This window comes from Roseomonas sp. KE0001, from assembly GCF_016107285.1.
In the GTDB taxonomy this organism is placed as follows: domain Bacteria; phylum Pseudomonadota; class Alphaproteobacteria; order Acetobacterales; family Acetobacteraceae; genus Pseudoroseomonas.
This window is the reverse complement of sequence record NZ_RCVQ01000001.1, coordinates 418,359-439,519: the sequence shown is the minus strand read 5'-3', so window position 1 is coordinate 439,519 and position 21,161 is coordinate 418,359. Positions and strand designations below refer to the sequence as shown.

General features: G+C 73.2%; 23 protein-coding genes and 1 riboswitch. Of the genes, 16 read left to right on the top strand and 7 right to left on the bottom strand.

The features are described from left to right. The first annotated feature begins 39 nt into the window (after positions 1-39). Complete coding sequence (locus D9598_RS02060) at positions 40-678, top strand: superoxide dismutase (protein WP_198364724.1); 639 nt, start codon at positions 40-42, stop codon at positions 676-678. Positions 679-761: 83 nt separating this feature from the next. Here D9598_RS02060 and yajC read toward each other — a convergent pair whose 3' ends face one another. Beyond that, on the bottom strand, positions 762-1,100 hold the full coding sequence (yajC, locus tag D9598_RS02055; RefSeq protein WP_198364723.1) for a preprotein translocase subunit YajC: 339 nt from the start codon (positions 1,098-1,100) through the stop codon (positions 762-764). Positions 1,101-1,206: 106 nt separating this feature from the next. Here yajC and D9598_RS02050 point away from each other — a divergent pair, with 106 nt between their 5' ends. Further along, positions 1,207-2,100 carry an ATP-binding protein gene (locus D9598_RS02050; RefSeq protein ID WP_198364722.1) on the top strand — a complete coding sequence of 298 codons (894 nt, stop codon included), beginning with the start codon at positions 1,207-1,209 and terminating at the stop codon, positions 2,098-2,100. A gap of 181 nt (positions 2,101-2,281) precedes the next feature. Then, positions 2,282-3,073: an MBL fold metallo-hydrolase gene (locus tag D9598_RS02045; RefSeq protein ID WP_370591912.1), complete on the top strand. Its 792-nt coding sequence runs from the start codon at positions 2,282-2,284 to the stop codon at positions 3,071-3,073. A gap of 11 nt (positions 3,074-3,084) precedes the next feature. Here D9598_RS02045 and D9598_RS02040 read toward each other — a convergent pair whose 3' ends face one another. Genes D9598_RS02040 through D9598_RS02030 form a run of 3 tightly spaced genes read right to left on the bottom strand, consistent with a single transcriptional unit; the run spans position 3,085 to position 5,243 of the window. Next, a complete protein-coding gene (locus tag D9598_RS02040) occupies positions 3,085-3,618 on the bottom strand; it encodes a lysozyme inhibitor LprI family protein (RefSeq protein WP_198364721.1) in 534 nt (177 codons plus the stop codon). Beyond that, complete coding sequence (locus D9598_RS02035) at positions 3,608-4,096, bottom strand: DUF192 domain-containing protein (RefSeq protein WP_198364720.1); 489 nt, start codon at positions 4,094-4,096, stop codon at positions 3,608-3,610. Before D9598_RS02035 ends, D9598_RS02040 begins: the two co-directional genes overlap by 11 nt. A gap of 7 nt (positions 4,097-4,103) precedes the next feature. Further along, the gene (locus tag D9598_RS02030; RefSeq protein WP_198364719.1) at positions 4,104-5,243 is read right to left on the bottom strand and encodes an acetoin utilization protein AcuC; all 1,140 of its coding nucleotides are present in this window, start codon (positions 5,241-5,243) and stop codon (positions 4,104-4,106) included. Positions 5,244-5,350: 107 nt separating this feature from the next. Beyond that, positions 5,351-5,462, top strand: a riboswitch (TPP riboswitch). On the opposite strand from D9598_RS02030, the gene D9598_RS02025 reads away from it, so the two are divergent. From D9598_RS02025 to D9598_RS02010, 4 genes are all read left to right on the top strand, one after another. Further along, on the top strand, positions 5,458-6,201 hold the full coding sequence (locus D9598_RS02025) for an ABC transporter ATP-binding protein (RefSeq protein WP_198364718.1): 744 nt from the start codon (positions 5,458-5,460) through the stop codon (positions 6,199-6,201). Its footprint overlaps the riboswitch before it by 5 nt. Beyond that, the gene (locus tag D9598_RS02020; RefSeq protein WP_198364717.1) at positions 6,198-6,962 is read left to right on the top strand and encodes an ABC transporter permease; all 765 of its coding nucleotides are present in this window, start codon (positions 6,198-6,200) and stop codon (positions 6,960-6,962) included. The genes D9598_RS02025 and D9598_RS02020 overlap by 4 nt, the downstream gene beginning before the upstream one ends. Beyond that, the gene (locus tag D9598_RS02015; RefSeq protein ID WP_198364716.1) at positions 6,959-7,981 is read left to right on the top strand and encodes an ABC transporter substrate-binding protein; all 1,023 of its coding nucleotides are present in this window, start codon (positions 6,959-6,961) and stop codon (positions 7,979-7,981) included. The genes D9598_RS02020 and D9598_RS02015 overlap by 4 nt, the downstream gene beginning before the upstream one ends. A 92-nt stretch (positions 7,982-8,073) precedes the next feature. Then, complete coding sequence (locus D9598_RS02010; RefSeq protein ID WP_198364715.1) at positions 8,074-8,886, top strand: peptidoglycan-binding protein; 813 nt, start codon at positions 8,074-8,076, stop codon at positions 8,884-8,886. Positions 8,887-8,890: 4 nt separating this feature from the next. Here D9598_RS02010 and D9598_RS02005 read toward each other — a convergent pair whose 3' ends face one another. From D9598_RS02005 to D9598_RS01995, 3 genes are all read right to left on the bottom strand, one after another. Then, positions 8,891-9,196 carry an alkylphosphonate utilization protein gene (locus D9598_RS02005; protein WP_198364714.1) on the bottom strand — a complete coding sequence of 102 codons (306 nt, stop codon included), beginning with the start codon at positions 9,194-9,196 and terminating at the stop codon, positions 8,891-8,893. Positions 9,197-9,305: 109 nt separating this feature from the next. Beyond that, entirely contained in the window at positions 9,306-10,349 is a 1,044-nt protein-coding gene (locus D9598_RS02000) for an isopenicillin N synthase family oxygenase (RefSeq protein ID WP_198364713.1), read from the bottom strand. Between the two features lie 17 nt (positions 10,350-10,366). Continuing rightward, a complete protein-coding gene (locus tag D9598_RS01995) occupies positions 10,367-11,722 on the bottom strand; it encodes an O-acetylhomoserine aminocarboxypropyltransferase/cysteine synthase family protein (RefSeq protein ID WP_198364712.1) in 1,356 nt (451 codons plus the stop codon). 176 nt (positions 11,723-11,898) lie between these two features. Here D9598_RS01995 and D9598_RS01990 point away from each other — a divergent pair, with 176 nt between their 5' ends. The 9 genes from D9598_RS01990 to D9598_RS01950 all read left to right on the top strand — a co-directional run bounded on the left by D9598_RS01990 (position 11,899) and on the right by D9598_RS01950 (position 21,145). Beyond that, positions 11,899-12,741, top strand: coding sequence for a CoxG family protein (locus D9598_RS01990; protein ID WP_198364711.1), 843 nt, complete (start codon positions 11,899-11,901; stop codon positions 12,739-12,741). A 3-nt stretch (positions 12,742-12,744) separates the two neighbouring features. Then, positions 12,745-13,695 carry a MoxR family ATPase gene (locus D9598_RS01985; protein ID WP_198364710.1) on the top strand — a complete coding sequence of 317 codons (951 nt, stop codon included), beginning with the start codon at positions 12,745-12,747 and terminating at the stop codon, positions 13,693-13,695. Between the two features lie 9 nt (positions 13,696-13,704). Then, positions 13,705-14,868, top strand: a complete 1,164-nt coding sequence (locus tag D9598_RS01980) for a VWA domain-containing protein (protein WP_370591911.1) — start codon at positions 13,705-13,707, stop codon at positions 14,866-14,868. Between the two features lie 206 nt (positions 14,869-15,074). Further along, positions 15,075-15,404 carry an XdhC family protein gene (locus D9598_RS01975; protein WP_198364709.1) on the top strand — a complete coding sequence of 110 codons (330 nt, stop codon included), beginning with the start codon at positions 15,075-15,077 and terminating at the stop codon, positions 15,402-15,404. Then, entirely contained in the window at positions 15,401-16,138 is a 738-nt protein-coding gene (locus D9598_RS01970) for an XdhC family protein (RefSeq protein WP_198364708.1), read from the top strand. The genes D9598_RS01975 and D9598_RS01970 overlap by 4 nt, the downstream gene beginning before the upstream one ends. Then, positions 16,135-17,823 (top strand): NTP transferase domain-containing protein, encoded by a 1,689-nt coding sequence (locus tag D9598_RS01965; protein ID WP_198364707.1) that lies wholly within the window; start codon positions 16,135-16,137, stop codon positions 17,821-17,823. The genes D9598_RS01970 and D9598_RS01965 overlap by 4 nt, the downstream gene beginning before the upstream one ends. Beyond that, positions 17,820-18,311 carry a 2-amino-4-hydroxy-6-hydroxymethyldihydropteridine diphosphokinase gene (gene folK / locus D9598_RS01960; RefSeq protein ID WP_198364706.1) on the top strand — a complete coding sequence of 164 codons (492 nt, stop codon included), beginning with the start codon at positions 17,820-17,822 and terminating at the stop codon, positions 18,309-18,311. The genes D9598_RS01965 and folK overlap by 4 nt, the downstream gene beginning before the upstream one ends. 79 nt (positions 18,312-18,390) lie before the next feature. Then, positions 18,391-18,786, top strand: a complete 396-nt coding sequence (gene rpoZ, locus D9598_RS01955; RefSeq protein WP_198364705.1) for a DNA-directed RNA polymerase subunit omega — start codon at positions 18,391-18,393, stop codon at positions 18,784-18,786. Positions 18,787-18,868: 82 nt separating this feature from the next. Beyond that, positions 18,869-21,145, top strand: coding sequence for a bifunctional (p)ppGpp synthetase/guanosine-3',5'-bis(diphosphate) 3'-pyrophosphohydrolase (locus D9598_RS01950; RefSeq protein WP_198364704.1), 2,277 nt, complete (start codon positions 18,869-18,871; stop codon positions 21,143-21,145). The last annotated feature ends 16 nt before the right edge of the window (positions 21,146-21,161 follow it).

Genomic DNA, 21,161 nt, shown 5'->3' with positions numbered 1-21,161 from the left:
TCCACTCGGTTCCTGTCATTCATCGGGAGTTCAGCCACCATGGCCTTCAGCCTTCCGCCGCTTCCCTACGACGCCTCCGCCCTCGCCGGCTCCGGCATGTGCCAGGAGACGCTGGAGCTGCACCACGGCAAGCACCACCAGGCCTATGTCACCGCGCTGAACGGCCTGGTGGAGAGCAAGGGCCTGGCCGGCAAGTCGCTGGAGCAGATCGTCGCCGAGGCCGGCAAGGCCGGCGCCGAGGGCCTGCCGGTGCTGAACCAGGCCGGCCAGCACTGGAACCACATCCTGTTCTGGCAGGTGATGAAGCCGAATGGCGGCGGGGACAGCCTGCCGGGCAAGATCGGCGCCAAGATCGACGAGGATTTCGGTGGCCTCGCCCAGTTCAAGGAGGCCTTCAAGCAGGCCGGCGTGACGCAGTTCGGCTCCGGCTGGGCCTGGCTGATCGTCGATGGCTCGGGCAAGCTCAAGGTCACCAAGACGCCGAACGGCGCCAACCCGCTCTCCACCGGCGAGGGCACGCCGATCCTCGGCGCCGATGTGTGGGAGCACGCCTACTACCTGGACTTCCGCAACGTCCGCCCCGGCTACCTGGACAACTTCCTGAACAAGCTGGTGAACTGGGAGAAGGTCGAGGAGCTGCTGCTGAATGGCGGCCTGAAGTCCGGCCAGAGCGCCTGAGCCGGGCGCGTCCGGTACACTGACGACGAAAGGGCGCCGGGGTATCCCCCCGGCGCCCTTCTCGCTTTCGCCCGCTGGAGCGGTTACTTGCTGTCGTTCGCCGCCGCCGGGGCCCGCACCAGGCTGGCGATGGTGCTGCGCACCACGTTCACCCGCACGTTCGGCGCCAGCTCGACCTCGACCTCGTCCGAACCGTCCTTCACCCGGGTCACGCTGCCGATCAGGCCGCCCCCGGTGATGATACGGTCGCCGCGCTTGAGCGCCGTCAGCATGGTGCGGTGCTCCTTGGCCCGCTTCTGCTGGGGACGGATCAGCAGGAAGTAGAAGACGACGAAGATCAGGATCAGCGGCGCGAGCTGCATGACGATGCCGGCGGCGCCGGCGGCCGCGGCATCCTGGGCATAGGCGGGGGAGATGAGCATCGAAGGGGGCTTCCGTCTTGCCGTGTGTGGCGCGCGAAACTAGCCTCGCTGGGCCGCCCGTCAACCTGTCCGTCCTGTAACGCGGCCCGCCGCCCGGAGCCTTCGCTTGTCCAGCCTCGACGACACCGCCCTGCTGCCCGCCCTGACCCGCATCGCCGAGGCGCTGGAGCGCCTGGCCCCGCCGCCCGCCGCCGCGCCGGACCTCTCCGCCGCCGATGCCTTCGTCTGGCACCCGGCGCAGGAGGGCCGCCCGGCCCGGCTGGCGCCCGTCCCGCGCGTCGCGGCGGTGGAGATCGGGCTGCTGCAGGGGGTGGAGCGGCAGAAATCCCTGCTGCTGGAGAACACCCGGCGCTTCGCGCGCGGCCTGCCGGCCAACAATGCCATGCTCTGGGGGGCGCGCGGCATGGGCAAGTCCTCCCTGGTCAAGGCCGCGCATGCCGCCGCCAACGCGGAGGGCGGCGGGGGACGGTCCGGGGCGCTGGCGCTGATCGAGATCCAGCGCGAGGACATCCGCACCCTGCCCGAATTGCTGAACCTGCTGCGCCAGAGCCCCCGCCGCTGCCTGGTCTTCTGCGACGACCTCTCCTTCGAGCGCGAGGACCAGGACTACAAGGCGCTGAAGTCGGTGCTGGATGGCGGCATCGAGGGCCGTCCGGCGAACGTGCTGTTCTATGCCACCAGCAACCGCCGCCACCTGATGCCGCGCGACATGATCGAGAACGAGCGCAGCACCGCCATCAATCCCGGCGAGGCTGTGGAGGAGAAGGTCTCGCTCTCCGATCGCTTCGGCCTCTGGATCGGCTTTCACAACGCCGACCAGCAGACGTTCTTCGCCATGGTGGAGGGCTATGCCGCCGCGCTCGGCCTGGAGATCGCGCCGGAGGATCTGCGCCGCGCGGCGGTCGAATGGTCGGTGACGCGCGGCGGCCGCTCGGGCCGCGTCGCCTGGCAGTTCATCCTGGACCTGGCCGGCCGGCTCGGCGTCGCCATCCCGGCGTGACGGCACCGGACCTCGAAGGCGCCCGGGGCGCGTCGCGGAAGGGGCGGGCCTTCCTCAACCCCGACGGCTCCGTGGCCGGGCAGAGCTTCCGCGCCCTCTGGCGGCTGATGCGCGAGGCCCGCGCCCCGCGCCCGGCCCGGCCTTCGCGCCGCCGGAGCCGCCGCCGCCCGGCCATGCGGCGGTGACCTTCCTCGGCCATGCCAGCTTCCTGATCCGCCTGCATGGCGGACCGACGCTGATCACCGACCCGATCTGGAGCGAGCGTTGCAGCCCGCTGCCCTTCCTCGGGCCGAAGCGGGTGCGGCCGCCCGGCCTCGCCTTCGAGGCACTCCCGCGCATCGATGCCGTCCTGCTCAGCCACAACCACTACGACCATTGCGACATCCCGACGCTGAAGCGCCTGCAGCGCCGCGACACGCCGCGCATCCTGACCGGGCTCGGCAATGCCGGGCTCCTGCGCCGGCACGGCCTGCGCGACGTGGTGGAGCTGGACTGGTGGCAGGCGGCGCCCCTGCCCGGCGGCGTCGGCGCGCGCTTCACCCCGGCCCGGCACTTCGCCGCGCGCGGCCTGCACGACCGGGCCCGGACGCTCTGGGGCGGCTTCGCCCTGGAGACGGCAGCCGGCGGCCGGCTCTACTTCATGGGCGATTCCGGCTGGGGCGCGCATTTCGCCGAGATCGGCCGCCGCCTCGGCCCCTTCGACCTCGCCCTGATCCCGATCGGCGCCTACGAGCCGCGCTGGTTCATGGACGTCGTGCATATCGACCCGGAGGAGGCGGTGCGGGCCTTCCGCGACCTCCGCGCCCGGCGGGCGCTGGCGATGCATTTCGGCACCTTCCAGCTGACGCGGGAGCCGATCGACGAACCCGAGCGGCGGCTGGCCGCGGCGCGCGCCGCGATGGGAATCCCCGAGAGCGCCTTCCGCGCGCCCGGCTGCGGCGAGACGGTGCTGGTGCCGCTCGCGCTGGCCTGAGGCGGGGCGGCTCAGCGCGGGCAGAAGGCCGGCCGCGGCGTGGGCAGGAAGCCGCAGCCGCGCGCGATCTCATCCTCGATCATGGCGCAGGGATTGGAGTCGTGGCAGGGCGGGCGCGTGGCGGGCGAGACCTGGATGCAGCGCCGCACCAGCTCCCGGGCGGCGGCGGCCCCGCGCTCGGCGCGGCAGGCTCCCACCGGCGGCGCCGGCGCGGCCTCGAGCGCGGCGATGCGGTCGCGATAGGCCCGCCGCAGGCAGGCGGCGTCGCCGCAGCGGTCGCGGGCGGTGAGCCAGGCCCGCTGCTCCTGGCGCAGCGCGGCGCCGGATGCCGGTCCGCCGCCGGCGCGGAAGGCGGCGGCCATGCGCTCGTCCAGGCCGGAGAGTTCGTCGTCGGCGCAGATCATCCGCTCCACCGCGCCGCGCGCCTTGCCGCAGTCGAAGCTGGCGCCGGCGGCGACGCCCGGCGGCATCGCCACGAGCGACAGGGCGAGGATGGCGAGCGGCGCCCTCCGGCGCGGTCCGGTGCCGCCGGCCTCAGCCGGCATTGCCGAAGATCCGCTGCAGCACCCGGTCCCCGGGGCGCAGGTTGAGGCGCTCCGCCGTGCCGGCGGCCAGTTCCAGCACCGCCCGCACCGCGCCCCGGCTCTCGATGGTGGCCAGGCTGCGCGGCACGGTGCGCTCGGCGATACGGTGGATGCGGCCGTCGGCGGCGATGAACAGCATGTCGAGCGAGGCGATGGTGTTGCGCATCCACATGGCGCTCTCGCGCGGCTGGCCCCAGTCGAAAAGCATGCCCTCGTCCGGCCTCACCTCGGGCCGGAACATCAGCCCCACCGTCTGCTGCTCCGGCGTCAGCGCCATCTCGACGTTGAAGGCATGACGCTGGCCGTCGCGCGTGACGATGACGAGCGGCTCGGTGGGCAGGCGCGGCTGCGGCCCCTCGGGGGAGGAGCCCTGGGCCGGGGCGGAGCGGTTGGCGAGTGCGGCCAGCCCGGCGAGGGCCAGCAGGGAGCGGCGATGCATGACGCCCTTATGCCACGCCGCGCAGGGGGTCAGGCAGCCCCTCCAGCGTGGCGGCGGCCAGATGCCGGATCTCGCCCCGCACCGGTCCCGGCCGTGGCGGGTCGCGCAGGGTGGTGAACCAGTGCTCCGGCGGGTTGCGGCCGGCGGCGCGGTGGAAGCTCAGCGCCCGCAGCACCGCCTCCGCCTCGGGCGGCAGGCGCTCCGGCGGCTCGCGCCCATCCAGCACGCCCCAGATCCCGGCCCAGCAGCGCGCCACCGACCAGGGATTGTAGCCCCCACCCCCCAGCACGATCAGCCGCGGCGCCATCCCCCGGATGGCGCGCACCGCCTCCCAGTAGGCGTTGTTCGAGAGCGAGAGCCGCGCGAGCGGGTCCTCCTCCAGCGCATCGGCGCCGCATTGCAGCATGATCGCCTGCGGCCGCAGGTGGCGCGCCACCGGCAGCACCGCCTGGCGCAGCAGGTGGAGGAACTCGTTGTCGTTCAGTCCCGGCGGCACCGGGATGTTGCGGGCATACCCGCCGGCGCGGTCCTCCAGCGCCCCGGTGAAGGGCCAGCGCCCGCCCTCGTGGATCGACAGGGTGAAGACGCGCGGGTCGTCCTGGAAGGCGTCCTGCACACCGTCGCCGTGATGGGCGTCGATGTCGATGTAGAGGATGTTGGTCAGGCCGAGATCGCACCAGCGCAGCAGGCCGAGCACCGCGTCGTTCAGGTAGCAGAAGCCGCTGGCGCGGTCCGGCCGGCCGTGATGCGTGCCGCCGCCGGGGACATGGAGGATGCCGCCCTCCGCCGCCGTCAGGCTGGCGGCGAGCAGGACGCCGCCGGCGCTGGTCGCGGGGCGGCGGAAGATCTCGGGATAGACCGGGTTGCCCCGCGCGCCGATGTGGAAGCGCTCGCGCACCTCGGCGGGCACCGCCTGCTCCGCCTCGGCCCGCATCAGGGCGGCGATGTAGTCCGGGTGATGGAAGCGCGCGAGCTCGGCCGGCGTGGCGCGCGGGCTGTCGAGGTAGCGATCCCCGGGCAGCCAGTGCAGCGCGCGGATCAGGTCCAGCGCGGTGGAGACGCGCGGGATGGCCAGCGGGTGCTTCGGCCCGTAGGTGGACTTCCGGTAGATCTCGGAACCGATGAGGCGTGGCGAGGGGGCGGGCATCCGGTCACGGCGGAGAGGGAGGCTCCTGGAGATGGGGCCGCGGCGGCGGATGGGAAGCCTCCGGCCGCCCGGGCTTGCGCCCCGCCCGCGCCTGTCGCATAGAGACGTCATCTTCCGGGGGGAGCCCGATCGCGCGGGCTGAGAGGCAGGGATGGGCCCTGCGACCCCTTGAACCTGATCCGGGTCATGCCGGCGAAGGGATCGGTGGTCTGCCATGGCATCCTCGGATGGACTTGCCCTGCATGTGTCCCTGCCCGCCATCCGGCTGGGCGGCCGCGCGATCCTGGGCGCGGCGCGGCTCGATGTCGCCGCCGGGCGGCTGACCGCCCTGCTCGGCCCTTCCGGCGTCGGCAAATCCACCCTACTGCGTCTGCTCGCCGGCCTGCTGCCGTTGCCGCCGGGCGCGCGGGTCACGACCGGGGACGGCAGGCCGCTGCAGGGGCGCGTCGCCTGGATGGGCCAGCAGGATCTGCTGCTGCCCTGGCTCGACCTGATCGGCAATGTCGCGCTCGGCGCGCGGCTGCGCGGCGAGCGCCCCGATCTCGACCGCGCCCGCGCGCTCATCGCCGCCGTCGGGCTGGCCGGGCGGGAGGGCGCCCGGCCGGCCCAGCTGTCCGGCGGCATGCGGCAGCGCGCCGCCCTCGCCCGCACGCTGATGGAGGACCGGCCGATCGTGCTGATGGACGAGCCCTTCAGCGCCGTGGACGCCCCCACCCGGCACCGGCTGCAGGGGTTGGCCGCCGGCCTGCTGCGCGGCCGCACCGTGCTGCTGGTGACGCACGACCCGCTGGAGGCGCTGCGCCTGGCGCACCGCATCCTGGTGCTGCGCCCGGCCCCGGATGGCGCCGTGGCGGAGGAGCAGCCGATGCCCCCCGGCGAACCGCTGCGCCCGGCGCACGAGCCCGCGGTGCTGGCCGCGCAGGCGGCGCTGCTCGAGCGGCTGGCGGAGGCGGTGTGAGGCCGCTGCTCGCGGCCCTCGGGCTGCTGCTGATCTGGGAAGGCTTCGTGCGCTGGAGCGAGGTGCCGCCCTTCCTGCTGCCCTCCCCGCTGCGCGTCGCGGATGTGCTCTGGCGGCGCTGGGAGATCCTTTGGCCGCATGCGGTGACGACCGGCACGGAGATCCTGCTCGGCCTCGCCCTCGGCACGCTGCTCGGCTGCGCGACGGCGCTGCTGCTCGCCGCCTGGCGTGGCGGGCGGCGCTGGCTGCTGCCCCTGCTGGTCGCCAGCCAGGCCATCCCGGTCTTCGCCATCGCGCCGCTGCTGACGCTCTGGCTCGGCTTCGGCCTGGGCAGCAAGATCGCCATGGCGACCATCATCATCTTCTTCCCCGTCGCCACCGCCTTCTATGATGGGCTGCGCCGGACGGAGCCGGGCTGGCTCGACCTTGCCGCCACCATGGGTGCCTCCCGCCGCGCGGCGCTGTGGCGCATCCGCGTGCCCGCCGCCCTGCCCGGCCTGGCCTCCGGCCTGCGCGTCGCCGCCGCCGTGGCGCCGATCGGCGCCGTGGTCGGCGAGTGGGTCGGCGCCTCGGCGGGGCTCGGCTACGTCATGCTGCAGGCCAATGGCCGCAGCCAGACCGACGTGATGTTCGCCGCCCTGACCCTCCTGGCCGGCATGGCCATGGCGCTGTGGTTCGCGACCGACCGGCTGCTGCGGGCCCTGCTGCCTTGGCAGCCAGACCAGCTCTCCGAGGACACCGAGAAAGGAAGACCGTCATGACCGGGACGACCCCTGGGATCACCCGCCGGGCGCTGCCCGGTTTGGCACTGCCCCTGGCCCTGCCGCTCGCCGGCCCCGCCGCGGCCCAGGCGCCGGCCCAGGCGCCGGCTCAGGCCCCGGCACCGACCGCCGCGCCAGCCTCGCTGACCCTGCTGCTCGACTGGTTCGTCAATCCGGACCATGCGCCGATCGTGGTGGCGCAGGAGGCCGGCTTCTTCGGCCGCGCCGGGCTCGCCGTGCGGACCATCGCCCCGGCCGATCCGAACGACCCGCCCCGCATGGTGGCGGCGCGGCAGGCCGACCTTGGCGTCTATTACCAGAAGAACCTGCATCTGGCGGTGGACCAGGGCCTGCCGCTGGTCCGCGTCGGCACGCTGGTGGCGACGCCGCTCTCCACCCTCTCGGTGCTGCGCGACGGCCCCATCCGCTCGCTCGCCGACCTCAGGGGCAAGCGCATCGGCTTCAGCACGGCCGGATTCGAGGAGGTGGCGGTAGGCACCATCCTGGGCACGGTCGGGCTCGGCGTGCGCGACGTGCAGCTGGTCAACGTCAATTTCGGCCTGTCCTCGGCGCTGATGTCCGGGCAGGTGGAGGCCATCCTCGGCGGCTTCCGCAACTTCGAACTGCACCAGTTGGAGATCGAGGGCCGGCCCGGCCGCGCCTTCTACCCCGAGCAGCACGGCATGCCGATCTATGACGAGCTGATCTATGTCGCGCACCGCGACCGGGCGCGGGACCCGGCGCTGCGCCGCTTCATGGACGCGCTGGAGGGCGCCACCACCTTCCTCATCAACAATCCCGACGAGTCCTGGAAGATGTTCATCGCCGGGCCGCGCAAGGAGCTGGACAACGAGCTCAACCGCCGCGCCTTCCGCGACACGCTGAACCGCTTCGCCCTGGCCCCGGCGGCGCTCGACGCGAACCGCTACCAGCGCTTCGCCCGCTTCCTGCACGAGAAGGCGATGATCGGCGCGGTGCCGCCGGTGGAGCGGTACGCCGTGGAGCTTCCCGCCGCCTGAGGAGAATTAAATCCTAATTCCCTTGTGCGAGTGCCGCGTTTGATATAGGAATTTCTTCCGAATGCCCGATCGGGCCAGGAAGGAGTGCCCGTATGCTCACGCTGCCGCAACTGCGCGCCCTGTACCCGGAGGCCCCGGCCGCCCATCTCACCGCCTTCGCGGCGGAGGCGGCCCGGCTTCTCCCCGCGCACGGGCTGGCCGCCAACCGGCAGCGCTGCCACTTCCTCCTGGCGCAGCTCGGCCACGAATCGGGCGGGCTGCAGTTGCGGACGGAAAACCTCGCCTATTCCGCCGCCCGGCTGATGCAGGTCTGGCCCTCCCGCTTCCCGACGCCCGAGGCGGCCCGTCGCCTCGCCTTCTCGCCCGAGGCGCTGGCCGAGGCCGTCTATGGCGGGCGCATGGGCAACGACCGGCCAGGCGATGGCTACCGCTACCGCGGGCGCGGCTATATCCAGATCACCGGGCGGGAGACCTACCGCGCCCTCGGCCGGCTCTGCGGCCTGCCGCTGGAGGAGGAGCCGGGCCTCGCCGACGACCCCGCGCATGCCGTGACCATCGCCTGCGCCTACTGGTCCTGGAAGCGGCTCAACCCGCTTTGCGATGCCGGCGACTATGCCGGGCTGACCCGCCGCATCAATGGCGGCCTGACCGGACTGCAGGACCGCTACGGCTGGCTGGAACGGGCGCAGCGCTGCATCCCCTGGCCGGAGGCGGGATCGGAGGCGTTGCCGCTGCCCCGGCTCCGGGCGGTGCAGCGGGCGCTGAAGGCGCGCGGCCTCTATGACGGCTCGATCGACGGCATCATCGGCCGCCGCAGCCTCGCCGCCATCGCCACGCTGCGGGCCGAGCTCGGCCTCCCCGGCGAGGGGTTGGACGCGCCGCTGCTGGCCGCGCTCGCCGCCTGAGGCCTCAGCGCTTGCGCACGAACTCCGTGCGCAGCACCAAGCCCTTGATGCTGTCGTGGCGGCAGTCGATCTCCTCGGGATCGGCGGTCAGGCGGATCGAGCGGATCACCGTCCCCTGCTTCAGGGTCTGGTTCGCGCCCTTGACCTTGAGGTCCTTGATGAGCGTGACGGAATCGCCATCGGCCAGGAGGTTGCCCGCCGCGTCGCGCACCTCCACCCGGGCCGCCGCGGCGGTGGCCGCCGCGACCTCCGAGGCCGGGCGCCACTCGCCGCTGGCCTCGTCATAGACATAGTCCTCATCGCCGGACATCGCCGCCTCCCTGCTGGAACGCGGCGGTTCTCCGCCCGGGCCGGGCTTCGCGCAAGCGCCCTGATGCGCATGGCAAGGGGGCGCATGGCAGGGCGCGCGTGGGCTCCGCTCAGGCGGGGACGGCCGCGGGCTGCGCCAGCAGGTCGGCGTGGTACTTCTCGGCCACGTCGGGGTGCGAGCGCAGCCGGCCCTTCAGGTAGTTCTGGCCGACCGAGCGGAAGAGCGGGTTCTGCGGATCGCTCGCCGGCCCCTTGGCCTCGGCGGCCAGATGGGGCGGCAGGTCGAGCAGCGGCACCTCGGCATCGAGCCGCGCGCCGAGGAAGAACGCGACCGAGATCCGCTCCGCCCCCGCCTCCGGGCTGACCACGCGGTGCAGTGTCGCCTTGAGGTAGCCGTTCGAGGCCAGTTCCAGCAGCTCGCCGATATTCACCACGAAGGTGCCGGGGCGCGGCTCGGCGTCGATCCACGCGCCCGCCTCGTTCTGCACCTGCAGGCCGCGCCGGCTGTCCTGCAGCACGAAGGTCAGCAGACCGCTGTCCTTGTGCGCGCCGACGCCCTGGTCGCCGGCGCCGTCCTGGCCGGGATAGCGGATGATCTTCATCGTCTGGTTCGGCTGGCCGGCATAGATCGCCTCCAGCGCATCCGGCTGGCCGACCAGCGCCTCGGAGAAGGCGCGGAGCAGGCGGATGCCGACCTCGGTGAGCCGCGCCTGCCAGTGCAGCAGGGCGGGCTTCAGCTCCGGCAGCGCCTCCGGCCACTGGTTCGGCCCCTGCAGCCGCTTCCAGCCCGGATCGCCCGGCCGCCAGTCCAGCGCCTCCCGCTCGGCATGCACGTCGAACTGCTCGCGCTGGTCCTGCCGGCCGCGCGTCAGCTCGCGGCCGACGCGGTTGTAGCCGCGGAAATGCGGCGAATGGATCATCTCGACGGCGAGCTTGTCCGGCTCCGGCAGGGCGAAGAAGCGGCGCGAGATGGCCAGCACCGCCTCCATCTCGGCCTGGGTGACGCCATGGCCGCCGAGGTAGAAGAAGCCGACGTCGCGCGCCGTGGCGCGGAGTTCGGCGAGAAAGGCGGCGCGCTCCTCCGGGCCGGCGTCGAGGCGGCTGAGATCGAGCAGCGGGAGTTCGGTGATACCGGCGGCGACAGGGGCGGTCATGCGGGTTTCCTCGTCGTTCAGGCGGCGGCGGCGAGGCGCGCGCCGGCCAGGGCCTGGTCCAGATCGGCCAGGATGTCGTCGATGTGCTCGATGCCGATGGACAGGCGGACATAGCCCGGCGTGACGCCGCTGGCCGCCTGCTCCTCGGGCGAGAGCTGGCTGTGGGTGGTGGTGGCGGGATGGATCGCCAGGCTGCGCGCGTCGCCGATATTGGCCACGTGGTAGAACAGCTTCAGCCGGTCGATGAAGCGCGCGCCCTCGGCCGCGCCGCCGGCCAGCTCGAAGCCGACCAGCCCGCCATAGCCGCCGGAAAGGTAGCGCTCGGCCCGCGCCCGCGCCGCGCCGGATTGCCGCGTCGGGTGGATCACCCGGCTGACGCGCGGGTGCCGGGACAGCCACTCGGCCACGGCGGCGGCATTGGCCGAGTGCCGCTCGATGCGCAGCGCCAGGGTCTCGATGCCCTGCAGGATCTGGAAGGCGTTGAAGGGCGAGATCGGCGCGCCGAGGTCGCGCTGCACCGTGCTGCGCACCAGGGCCACATAGGCACCGATGCCGTGCCGCGCCGCCACCTCGGTCCAGACCGCGCCGTGATAGCTCGGATCGGGGGTGTTGAGCGCCGGCTGCCGGGCCGGATGCGCCGTCCAGTCGAAATGCCCGCCATCGACGATGATGCCGCCGATGCTGGTGCCGTGGCCGCCGAGATACTTGGTGGCCGAATAGACCACCACGGCGGCGCCATCCCGGAGCGGCCGGGCCAGCAGCGGCGCGGCGGTGTTGTCCAGGATCAGGGGGATGCCGAGCGGCCGGCCGATCGCCGCTACCTCGGCGATGGGAAAGACGGTCAGCTTCGGATTCGGCAGGGTTTCGCCGTAATAGGCCCGGGTGCGCTCGTCGGTCAGGCGGCGGAAATTCTCCGGATCGGCCGGATCGGCGAAGCGGACCTCGATGCCCTGGCGGCCAAGCGTGTTCGCCAGCAGGTTCCAGGTCCCGCCGTAGAGGTCGGTGCTGGCGACGACATTGTCCCCCGCCCGCGCCAGGGCCAGCAGGGCGAAGGCCGAGGCCGCCTGGCCGGAGGCCAGGGCCAGCGCGCCGACGCCCCCCTCCAGCGCCGCCACACGCTTCTCCAGCACGTCGGTGGTGGGATTTCCCGTCCGGGTGTAGGTAAATCCGAGCTTCTCCAGCGCGAACAGCTGCTGGGCATGCGCCGCATCGGGAAACTGGTAGGAGGTGGTCTGGAAGATCGGCACGGCGACGGCCCCCGTGGCGGGATCGGCCCGCCATCCGGCGTGCAGCGCCAGGGTCTCCGGCTTCTGCGGCCCAATGGCCGCGGCTGCGCCCTGCTGGACTTCGCCATCCCCCGCTGCTTCGCTCATGCCGTCCCCCAAATCACATTCTATCTTTGGTAATTACAGAAACAGCGAAATCATAAAGTCAATACGAAAGCGGCCGCCCCCTCCGGCCGGCTCGGTGACGGAGGCGGCGGAGCCACCCTTTCCCCCGGCCCCGGCCCGGCCTAGCTTCGCGTATCGGGTTACAGGGAGAGTTGACGATGGAAATGACCGGTGAACGCCGCATCGAGGCGCCGCGCCAGACCGTCTGGGAGGGGCTGAACGACCCGGAGGTGCTGCGCGCCTCGATCCCCGGCTGCGAATCGGTGGAGCGCACCGGCGAGGATTCCTTCCAGGCGCGCGTCTCGATCAAGATCGGCCCGATGGCCGCCAGGTTCACCGGCAAGGTGCAGCTCAGCAACATCAACCCGCCGGAATCCTACACCATCTCGGGCGAGGGCAATGGCGGCGCCATGGGCTTCGCCAAGGGCGGCGCCGATGTCTCGCTGAAGGAGGAGGCGCCGGCCGTCACCCTGCTCAGCTATGCCGTGAAGGCGCAGGTGGGCGGCAAGATGGCGCAGCTCGGCGCGCGGCTGATCGACAGCACCGCCAAGCAGATGGCCGACCAGTTCTTCACCCGCTTCGCCGCCCAGATGAACGCCCCCCAGGGAGCGGAGGCCAGGGCGGAGGCAGGGGCACCGGCGGAGGCGCCGGCGCCGCGCCCCTCCGCCGAGGCCGCCCTGCCCCCCGGCACCGTCCCGACCCCCGCGCCGGGCACGCCGGTCGGCGACGCCTCGCCGGTGGAGCGGCTCGGTGCCGCGACCGGCATCGGCGCCGGGCTGACCGAGCATGCCGGCGGCACCCCGCCCGGCGGCCAGGCGCATGCCGGGCAGCCCGGCGCCGCCGCGACGCCGCCGGCGACGCGGCCCGCGCCACCCCCCGCGCCCGCCGGGATCTCCATCTTCTCCCTGCTGCCTGACGAGATCTTCGGCCTGCCGCTGCTGTTCTGGGGCGGTTCGGCGATCTTCGTGGTGATCCTCTTCCTGCTCTTCGTGCTGGGCTGAGGCATGAGCGCCAGCGCCACGCCGGCGGCGGCCCTTCCTGCCTCGGTCGCCGAGACCGAGCGCCTGCTGGCGGCCGGCGGCTATGTCGCCGACCGGGCGCTGGCCACCACCGTGCATCTGGCGCTGGCCATGGGCCGGCCGCTGTTCCTGGAGGGCGAGCCCGGCACCGGCAAGACCGAGATCGCCAAGGTGCTGGCCTCCGGCCTCGGCCGGCGGCTGGTGCGGCTGCAATGCTATGACGGGCTCGACCTCCAGGCCGCCGCCTATGAGTGGAACCACGCGCGGCAGCTGATGGCGATCCGCCTCGCGGAGGCCTCCGGCGCGGCGCACAGCACGGAGGGCCGCGCGGCGCTGGAGGCCGGCATCTACGACCAGCGCTTCCTGCAGGAACGCCCGCTGCTCTCCGCCCTCTCGGGCAGCCCGGCGGTGCTGCTGATCGACGAGCTGGACCGCGCCGACGAGCCCTTCGAGGCCTTCCTGCTGGAGATCCTGGCCGATTTCCAGCTGAGCATCCCCGAACTCGGCACCATCCGCGCCGAGACGCCGCCCATCGTGGTGCTGACCAGCAACCGCACGCGGGAGGTGCACGACGCCATCCGCCGCCGCTGCCTCTACCAGTGGGTGGACTACCCGGACGCGGCGCGGGAGCGCGCCATCCTGGCCAGCCGCCAGCCGGACCTCCCGGCGGCCCTCTCGGCGCAGATCGTCGCCTTCGTGCAGGCGCTGCGCTCGGGCGACTTCTTCAAGTATCCCGGCGTCGCCGAGACCATCGACTGGGCCGCCGCGCTGCGCGCCCTGGACGCGCGGGAGCTGGAGCCGGTGCTGGTCGAGGAGACGGTCGGCGCTTTGCTCAAGTACCAGGACGACATCGCCAAGCTGCGCGGCGCCGAGGCGGCCAGGCTGGTCGAGGCGGCGAAGGAGGCCAGCCGGCCCAAGCCCGTCATCCCCTTCTGAGGCGGGACGGTGTCGCTCGCCGCCAACCTGCTCGGCTTCGGCCGCCTGCTGCGCCGCGCCGGCCTGCCGATCGGGCCGGGCGAGATGCTGGCCGGGGCGGAGGCGCTGCGGCGCGTCGAGATCGGCGACCGGTACCAGGTGCAGGCGGCGCTGCGGGCGACCCTCGTGCACCGGCACGAGCATGCCGAGATCTTCGACCACGCCTTCCGACTCTGGTGGCGCGACCCCGAGGCGGGGCGGCACGCCGCCGCCATGGAGGCGCTGCAGCAGGGCCGGGAACCGCCGAAGCCGCCGCCGGGCGGCCGCCGCCTGGCCGAGGCGCTGGGCAGCGCCGCGCCCCCGGCGCAGCCGCCCCCGCCGGCGGAGCGGCGGATCGACGCCAGCCTGACGGTCAGCGCCAGCGAGGCCTTGCAGACCATGGATTTCGAGGCGATGGGCGCGGCCGAGATCGCCGCCGCCCGGCAGGAGATCCGCCGCCTCACCCTGCCGCTCGACGCCCGCCCGACGCGCCGCTTCCGCCCCGACCCCGCCGGGCGCCGGGCCGATCTGCGCGCCACCATCCGCGCCAGCCTGCGCCAGGGGGGCGAGATCCTGGAGCTGCGCCGCATCCGCCGGGTGGTGCGGCCGCCGCCCCTCGTCGTCATCTGCGACATTTCCGGCAGCATGGCGCGCTACGCCCAGGTGCTGATGCATTTCCAGCACGCCGTCACCTCGGACCGCGACCGGGTGGCGAGCTTCCTCTTCGGCACCCGGCTGACCAACATCACCCGCGCGCTGCGCCACCGCGACCCCGAGGCCGCCTTCCAGATGGTCAGCCACATGGTGCCGGACTGGTCCGGCGGCACCCGCATCGGCGAGGCGCTGGAGCTGTTCAACCGCCAGTGGTCGCGCCGCGTGCTGGGCCAGGGCGCGGTGGTGCTGCTGATCACCGACGGGCTGGAGCGCGGCGGCGAGGCGGATCTGGCGAAGCTCGCCGCCGCCACCGAGCGGCTGCGCAACTCCTGCCGGCGGCTGATCTGGCTGAACCCGCTGCTGCGCTTCTCGGGCTTCCAGCCACGCTCTCAGGGCATCCGCACCATGCTGCCCCTGGTGCATGAGCACCGTCCTGTCCACAATCTGGAGAGCCTGCGCGCGCTGGTACGGACCCTCTCCGCCCCGGCGCTGCGGCGCTAGAGCGTTTTCCGTTCGCATTGGCTCACGGCAAACGCTCCAGCCACTTGTCTTGCGAGCATCTTCACCCGATCCGGTGATTCCGCCGGATCGGGATCTGCCCGAGTCGAATCCAGGGCCTGCCGCCCCGCCCCTCCCCACGCCGGACAGCCGGCGGGCCGGGCGCCAGGCCTTCCGAGATCGAGACTCTCCAGGGACGGAGGACCGGCATGAGCGACCAGGAAGACATTCTCTCGACCGCCGCGGACTGGCTGGCGGCCGGGGAGACGGTGGCGCTGGCCACCGTGGTGGAGACCTGGGGGAGTTCCCCCCGCCCCGCGGGCTCGCAACTCGCCGTGACCGCCTCGGGCCGGCTGGCGGGCAGCGTCTCCGGCGGCTGCATCGAGGGCGCGGTGGCCGAGGCGGCGCGGCGCAGCATGGCCGACGGCCAGCCGCAGCTGCTCGACTTCGGCATCAGCGACGAGCGCGCCTGGGAGGTCGGGCTGGCCTGCGGCGGCAAGCTCAAGGTCTTCGTCGAGAAGCTGGACGCTGCGGCATGAAGGCCGGCTTCCTGGCGCGCCTGCGGGCGGCGCGGACGGCGGGCCGCCCGGTCGCCGTGCTGACCCGGCTGAGCGATGGCGCCCAGCACCTCCACCCCGAGGACGAGCTGCCCGCCGCCCTGGCCGAGGCAGCGCGCGAGGCCCTGGCCAATGACGCCGCGCGCAGCCTGACCGAGGAGGGCGTCTCCTGGTTCGTCCAGCCCTACAATCCGCCGCTTCGGCTCATCGTGGTCGGCGCGGTGCACATCGCCCAGGCGCTGGTGCCGATGGCGGCCGGGCTCGGCTATGCCGTGACGGTGGTCGACCCCCGCCGCGCCTTCGCCACCGAGGAGCGCTTCGGCGCCGCCGTGACGCTGGTCGGCGACTGGCCGGACGAGGCCATGCAGGGCCTGGCGCCCGACAGCCGCACCGCCGTCGTCACCCTGACCCATGACCCCAAGCTGGACGACCCGGCGCTGGAGGTGGCGCTGCGCTCCCCCGCCTTCTATGTCGGCGCGCTGGGCAGCCGCCGCACCCATGCGAAGCGCCTGGCGCGGCTGGCCGAGGCGGGGCTGAGCGAGGCGGAGACGGCGCGCATCGCCGCCCCCGTGGGACTGGCCATCGGCGCGGTGACGGCGCCGGAGATCGCGCTGTCCATCATGGCCGAGATCGTGGCCCGCCGCCGTGGAGCGGAGATCGGGAGACTTCGTGGAGCGGAGATCGGGAAGCCACGCGAAGCGGCGCCGGCGCCATGATCTTCGGCCCCACCCGCCTCGACCAGGCGCTCGGCGCGGTGCTGGCGCATACCCGGCGCCTGCCGGGCCGCGTGCTGAAGAAGGGGACCGTGCTGGACGCCACCGCCATCGCGGCGCTCCGCGAGGCCGGCGAGGAGGCGGTGATCGCCGCCCGGCTGGAGGAGGGCGACGTGGCCGAGGACGCGGCGGCGCACCGCCTCGGCGAGGCCCTGCTCGGGCCGCACCTCACCCGTACGCGCGCCGCCACCGGCCGGGTCAACCTGCTGGCCGGGGCGGCCGGGCTGCTGGTGGTGGACCGCGCGCGGGTGGACCGGCTGAACGCCCTGGACGAGGGGCTGACGCTCGCCACCCTGCCGGGCCATGTGCCGGTCTCGCCGCGGGAGATGCTGGCGACCGCCAAGATCATTCCCTTCGCCGTGCCGGGCGCGGTGCTGGAGGCGGCGGAGGCGCTGGCGCGCGAGGCGCCGCTGCTGGCGCTGCATCCGTTCCGGCCGCTCACGGTCGGGCTGGTGCTCACGGAGCTGCCGGGGCTCAAGGAGAGCGTCATGGAGGGCGCGGTGGAGGCCACGGCGGAGCGCGTCGCCGGCCTGAGCGGCAGGCTGCTGCCGCCCGAGCGCTGCGCGCATGAGGCGGGCGCGATCGCCGCGGCGCTGCGGCGCCTGGGCGAGCGGGGGGCGGAGATGCTGCTGGTGGCCGGCGCCTCGGCGGTGGTGGACCGGCGCGATGTGGGGCCGGCAGGCATCGTCCTGGCCGGGGGCGAGATCCTGCATTTCGGCATGCCGGTCGATCCGGGCAACCTGCTCTGCCTCGGCCGGATCGGCGAGGTTCCCGCCATGGTCCTGCCCGGCTGCGCCCGCAGCCCGAAGCTGAACGGCTTCGACTGGGTGCTGCAGCGGCTGTTCGCCGGCCTGCCGGTGGGCCGTGCGGAGATCGCCGGCATGGGGGTGGGCGGCCTGCTGAAGGAGATCGAGCTGCGTCCGCTGCCGCGCGAGGCCGCCTCGCGCGGCGGCGCGCCCGCAAACGGCGCCGCTCCGGGCCCCGCTCCGGCGGCGGCGCGGCGGGCGCGGCCGGTGGCGGGGCTGGTGCTGGCGGCCGGCCTCTCCCGCCGCATGGCGCCGCGCAACAAGCTGCTGGTGCCGGACCGTCAGGGGCGGCCGATGCTGCGGCGGGTGGTCGAGGCCCTGCTGGCCAGCCGGGCCGGGCCGGTGATCGTCGTCACCGGCCATGAGCGGGAGCGGGTGGAGGCGGCGCTGGCGGGCTGCGCGGTGCGCCTGGTGGCGGCGCCGGACTATGCCGCGGGACTTTCCGCCTCGCTCAGGGCCGGACTCGCCGCCGTGCCGGAGGCGGCGGAGGGCGTGCTGGTCTGCCTGGGCGACATGCCGCTGGTCACCACCGCCATGCTCGACCGGCTGATCGAGGCCTTCGATCCCGAGGAGGGCCGCGCCATCGTGCTGCCGACCCATGCCGGGCAGCAGGGCAACCCGGTGCTCTGGGCCCGCCGCTTCCTGCCCGAGATGCAGCGCCTGACCGGCGACGCGGGCGCCCGCCGCCTGCTGATCGCGCATGCCGAGCAGGTCGCCGAGGTGGAGCTGGAGGACGCTGTGCTGCGCGACTTCGACACGCCGGAGGCGCTGCGCGCCGCGCCCGACTTCGCGCCCGCCGACCCCGCCGGACAGGTCCCATGATCCTGATCGCGCTCGGCGCCAACCTGCCCGGCCCGGACGGCGCGGCGCCGCTCGCCACCTGCCGCGCCGCCGCCGCGGCGCTGGACGGGCTGGCGGGCCTCCGCCTCGTCGCCCTCTCCGGCTGGTGGGAGACCGCGCCGGAGCCGCCGCTGCCGGGCGCGCCGTGGTACGTGAACGGCGTCGCCCGCTGCGAGGGGGAGCCGGAGCCGGACGCCCTGCTGCGCGCGCTGCAGGGGCTGGAGCGGGAAGCGGGGCGGGAGCGGCCCTATCCCAACGCGCCCCGCACGCTCGATCTCGACATCATCGACCTGAACGGGACGGTGCGGCGGGGGCCGGACCCGCTCCTGCCGCATCCGCGCGCGCATCTGCGCCGCTTCGTGCTGCAACCGCTCGCGGAGGTGGCGCCGGAATGGGTGCATCCGGCGCTCGGCCAGGGCGTCGCGGCCCTGCTCTCCGGCCTGCCGGAGGCCGGCATGCGCCGGCTATAGGGCCGCCGGAACACTTGCCTTTCGCGGGTGCGGTGGTTATCTCGGGGGTTCAGCACAGTATTGAGTTGGAGGCCGCCCCATGGCCCGCGTCACGGTCGAAGACTGCATCCTGAAGATTCCGAACCGCTTCGAGCTGGTTCTGCTCGCCGCCCAGCGCGCCCGCAACATCAGCCGGGGCGAGGAGCTGACGCTCGATCGCGACAACGACAAGAACCCCGTCGTCGCGCTGCGCGAGATCGCCGACGAGACCGTGCCGCTCGACTCGCTGCACGAGGACCTGGTGAAGTCCCTGCTGCGGGCGCCGGAGCCGGAGCCGGTGGAGGAGGAGGTGATCGACCTCATCGCCACCGACGAGAACATCTTCGGCGTCATGGATGTGAACGACGAGCCCCTGCCGGAGGCCGGCGGCGAGGATCTCTCGCCGGATGACATCGAGGCGGCCATCGCCGCCGAGCTGGGCGGCGGGCGCCGCTGAGCCGGGGGCGCGCTTGAAACCGGCGGACGGGCTCCCGCACGACCCGTCGCCGCGCGCACCCGAGGGGTTGCCGGGCCCCGCCATGGGCGTCGCCCCGGTGCCGTCTGCCCCGGTGCCGTCTGCCCCGGTTCCGAACGGAACGGTGGCACCTCCCGCCGAGCCGGTCATCGAGACGCCGGGATCCGAGCTCGCCCGCCGCGTCGCGGCCTATGACCCGCGCGCCGATGTGGCGCTGCTGGAGGCGGCCTACAACATGGCCGCCACCGCCCATGCCTCGCAGGCGCGGGAGAATGGCGAGCCCTATATCACCCATCCTCTCGCCGTTGCCGGCATCCTGGCCAGCTACCGGCTCGACACCGCCACCATCGCCACCGCCCTGCTGCATGACGTGGTGGAGGATACCACCATCTCGCTCGCCGAGCTGGAGCGGCGCTTTGGCGGCGACATCGCCCGGCTGGTGGACGGCGTCACCAAGCTGACCCGCCTGGAGCTGCAATCCGAGCGCACCAAGCAGGCCGAGAACTTCCGCAAGCTCGTCCTCGCCATGAGCGAGGATATCCGCGTGCTGCTGGTCAAGCTCGCCGACCGCCTGCACAACATGCGGACGCTACACTTCAAGCCGAAGCCCGAGAGCCGCGCCCGCATCGCCCGCGAGACGATGGAGATCTACGCGCCGCTGGCCGAGCGGATCGGCATGGACGCGGTCAAGACCGAGCTGCAGTCCCTCTCCTTCCGCGAATTGCAGCCCGATGCCTACCAGACCATCACCGCCCGCCTCGCCTTCCTGCGCGGCCAGGGCGCCGACCTGATCGACGATGTCGCGGCCGACCTGCGGGCGAAGCTGAATGAGGCCGGCATCCCGGTCATCGAGGTGACGGGGCGCGAGAAGTCGCCCTACTCGATCTGGCTGAAGATGCACGAGAAGAAGGTCGAGTTCGAGCAGCTCTCGGACATCATGGCCTTCCGCATCGTCACGACGGACAAGGCGAACTGCTACGCCGCGCTGGGCGCCATCCACTCGGCCTATCGCGTGGTCCCCGGGCGGTTCAAGGACTACATCTCGACACCCAAGCCCAATGGCTACCAGTCGCTGCACACCGGCGTCACCGTGCCGGAGCGGCGCAACGCCAAGATCGAGGTGCAGATCCGCACGCCGGAGATGCACGAGATCGCCGAGTACGGCGTGGCCGCGCACTGGATGTACAAGCAGGGCGGCGGCGGGGCGTCGGAGGGGCCGAAGCGCCGGCGCTACCCCTGGGTCAAGGAGCTGCTGGAGATCCTGGAGACGGCCGCCGAGCCGCAGGACTTTCTGGAGCATACCAAGCTCGCCCTTCACCAGGACCAGGTCTTCTGCTTCACGCCCAAGGGTGACCTGATCGCCCTGCCGCGCGGCGCGACGCCGATCGACTTCGCCTACCAGGTGCATAGCCAGGTGGGCGACGCCTGCGTCGGCGCCAAGATCAACGGCCGCATCGTGCCGCTGCGCCACCAGCTCGAGAATGGCGACCAGGTCGAGATCATCACCGCGCGCGGCGGCACGCCCAACCCGGCCTGGGAGCGCTTTGTCGTCACCGGCAAGGCCAAGGCGCGGATCAAGCGCTTCGCCCTCGCCCGGCAGCGTAGCGAGTTCCAGGAGCAGGGCCGCAGCGCCATCGCCAAGGCCTTCCGCCAGGAGGGCCTCGACTTCGCCGAGAAGCTGGTGGAGCCGGCGCTGAAGGCGCTGAAATACACCAGCTTCGAGGATCTCTGCGCCGCCGTCGGCAACGGCAATCTCGGCGCGCGGGAGGTGCTGCACGCCGCCATCCCCGAGCTGCGCGGCCCGCCCCGGCCGATGGACCATCTGCCGCTGGCCCGCGCCCGCGGCAAGCCCGGCGCCACCGTCATGCGCACCGAGCGGCGGCGCGAGGCCGCCTCGGGCATCACCGGGCTGATCGCCGGCATGGCGGTGCAGTTCGCGGGCTGCTGCCATCCGGTGCCGGGCGACCGCATCGTTGGCATCGTCTCCACCGGCAAGGGCGTGACCATCCACAAGAGCGACTGCCACAACCTCGAGGCCCTGGCGGCGACGCCGGAGCGCTTCATCGACGTGGACTGGGACTACGAGGCGGGCTCGGGGGGCGGGCATCTCGGCCGCATCGATGTCGTCACCGCCAATGAGGACGCGGCCGTGGCCGCCATGACGGTGGCCATCGCCAAGCAGAGCGGCAAGCTGCACAACCTGCGCTTCACCCATCGCGGCACCGACTTCGCCGAGCTGGTGGTGGATCTGGAGGTCAGCGACCTGCGGCACCTGTCCAACATCGTCGCCTCCCTGCGCGCCTGCCCGGGCATCATCCAGGTCGAGCGCAGCAAGGGATGACGCCGCGCGCCGCCGG

Bases quoted from the DNA above. Each gene is read 5' to 3' on its own strand.
- D9598_RS01990 (WP_198364711.1), top strand. From the start codon at position 11,899: ATGGAAATGACCGGTGAACGCCGCATCGAGGCGCCGCGCCAGACCGTC.
- folK (WP_198364706.1), top strand. From the start codon at position 17,820: ATGATCCTGATCGCGCTCGGCGCCAACCTGCCCGGCCCGGACGGCGCG.
- D9598_RS02010 (WP_198364715.1), top strand. From the start codon at position 8,074: ATGCTCACGCTGCCGCAACTGCGCGCCCTGTACCCGGAGGCCCCGGCC.
- D9598_RS01975 (WP_198364709.1), top strand. From the start codon at position 15,075: ATGAGCGACCAGGAAGACATTCTCTCGACCGCCGCGGACTGGCTGGCG.
- D9598_RS02030 (WP_198364719.1), bottom strand. From the start codon at position 5,243: ATGCCCGCCCCCTCGCCACGCCTCATCGGTTCCGAGATCTACCGGAAG.
- D9598_RS01985 (WP_198364710.1), top strand. From the start codon at position 12,745: ATGAGCGCCAGCGCCACGCCGGCGGCGGCCCTTCCTGCCTCGGTCGCC.
- D9598_RS02035 (WP_198364720.1), bottom strand. From the start codon at position 4,096: ATGCATCGCCGCTCCCTGCTGGCCCTCGCCGGGCTGGCCGCACTCGCC.
- rpoZ (WP_198364705.1), top strand. From the start codon at position 18,391: ATGGCCCGCGTCACGGTCGAAGACTGCATCCTGAAGATTCCGAACCGC.
- D9598_RS02040 (WP_198364721.1), bottom strand. From the start codon at position 3,618: ATGCCGGCTGAGGCCGGCGGCACCGGACCGCGCCGGAGGGCGCCGCTC.
- D9598_RS02005 (WP_198364714.1), bottom strand. From the start codon at position 9,196: ATGTCCGGCGATGAGGACTATGTCTATGACGAGGCCAGCGGCGAGTGG.
- D9598_RS02000 (WP_198364713.1), bottom strand. From the start codon at position 10,349: ATGACCGCCCCTGTCGCCGCCGGTATCACCGAACTCCCGCTGCTCGAT.
- D9598_RS01965 (WP_198364707.1), top strand. From the start codon at position 16,135: ATGATCTTCGGCCCCACCCGCCTCGACCAGGCGCTCGGCGCGGTGCTG.
- D9598_RS02015 (WP_198364716.1), top strand. From the start codon at position 6,959: ATGACCGGGACGACCCCTGGGATCACCCGCCGGGCGCTGCCCGGTTTG.
- yajC (WP_198364723.1), bottom strand. From the start codon at position 1,100: ATGCTCATCTCCCCCGCCTATGCCCAGGATGCCGCGGCCGCCGGCGCC.
- D9598_RS01995 (WP_198364712.1), bottom strand. From the start codon at position 11,722: ATGAGCGAAGCAGCGGGGGATGGCGAAGTCCAGCAGGGCGCAGCCGCG.
- D9598_RS01950 (WP_198364704.1), top strand. From the start codon at position 18,869: ATGGGCGTCGCCCCGGTGCCGTCTGCCCCGGTGCCGTCTGCCCCGGTT.
- D9598_RS02025 (WP_198364718.1), top strand. From the start codon at position 5,458: ATGGCATCCTCGGATGGACTTGCCCTGCATGTGTCCCTGCCCGCCATC.
- D9598_RS01970 (WP_198364708.1), top strand. From the start codon at position 15,401: ATGAAGGCCGGCTTCCTGGCGCGCCTGCGGGCGGCGCGGACGGCGGGC.
- D9598_RS02060 (WP_198364724.1), top strand. From the start codon at position 40: ATGGCCTTCAGCCTTCCGCCGCTTCCCTACGACGCCTCCGCCCTCGCC.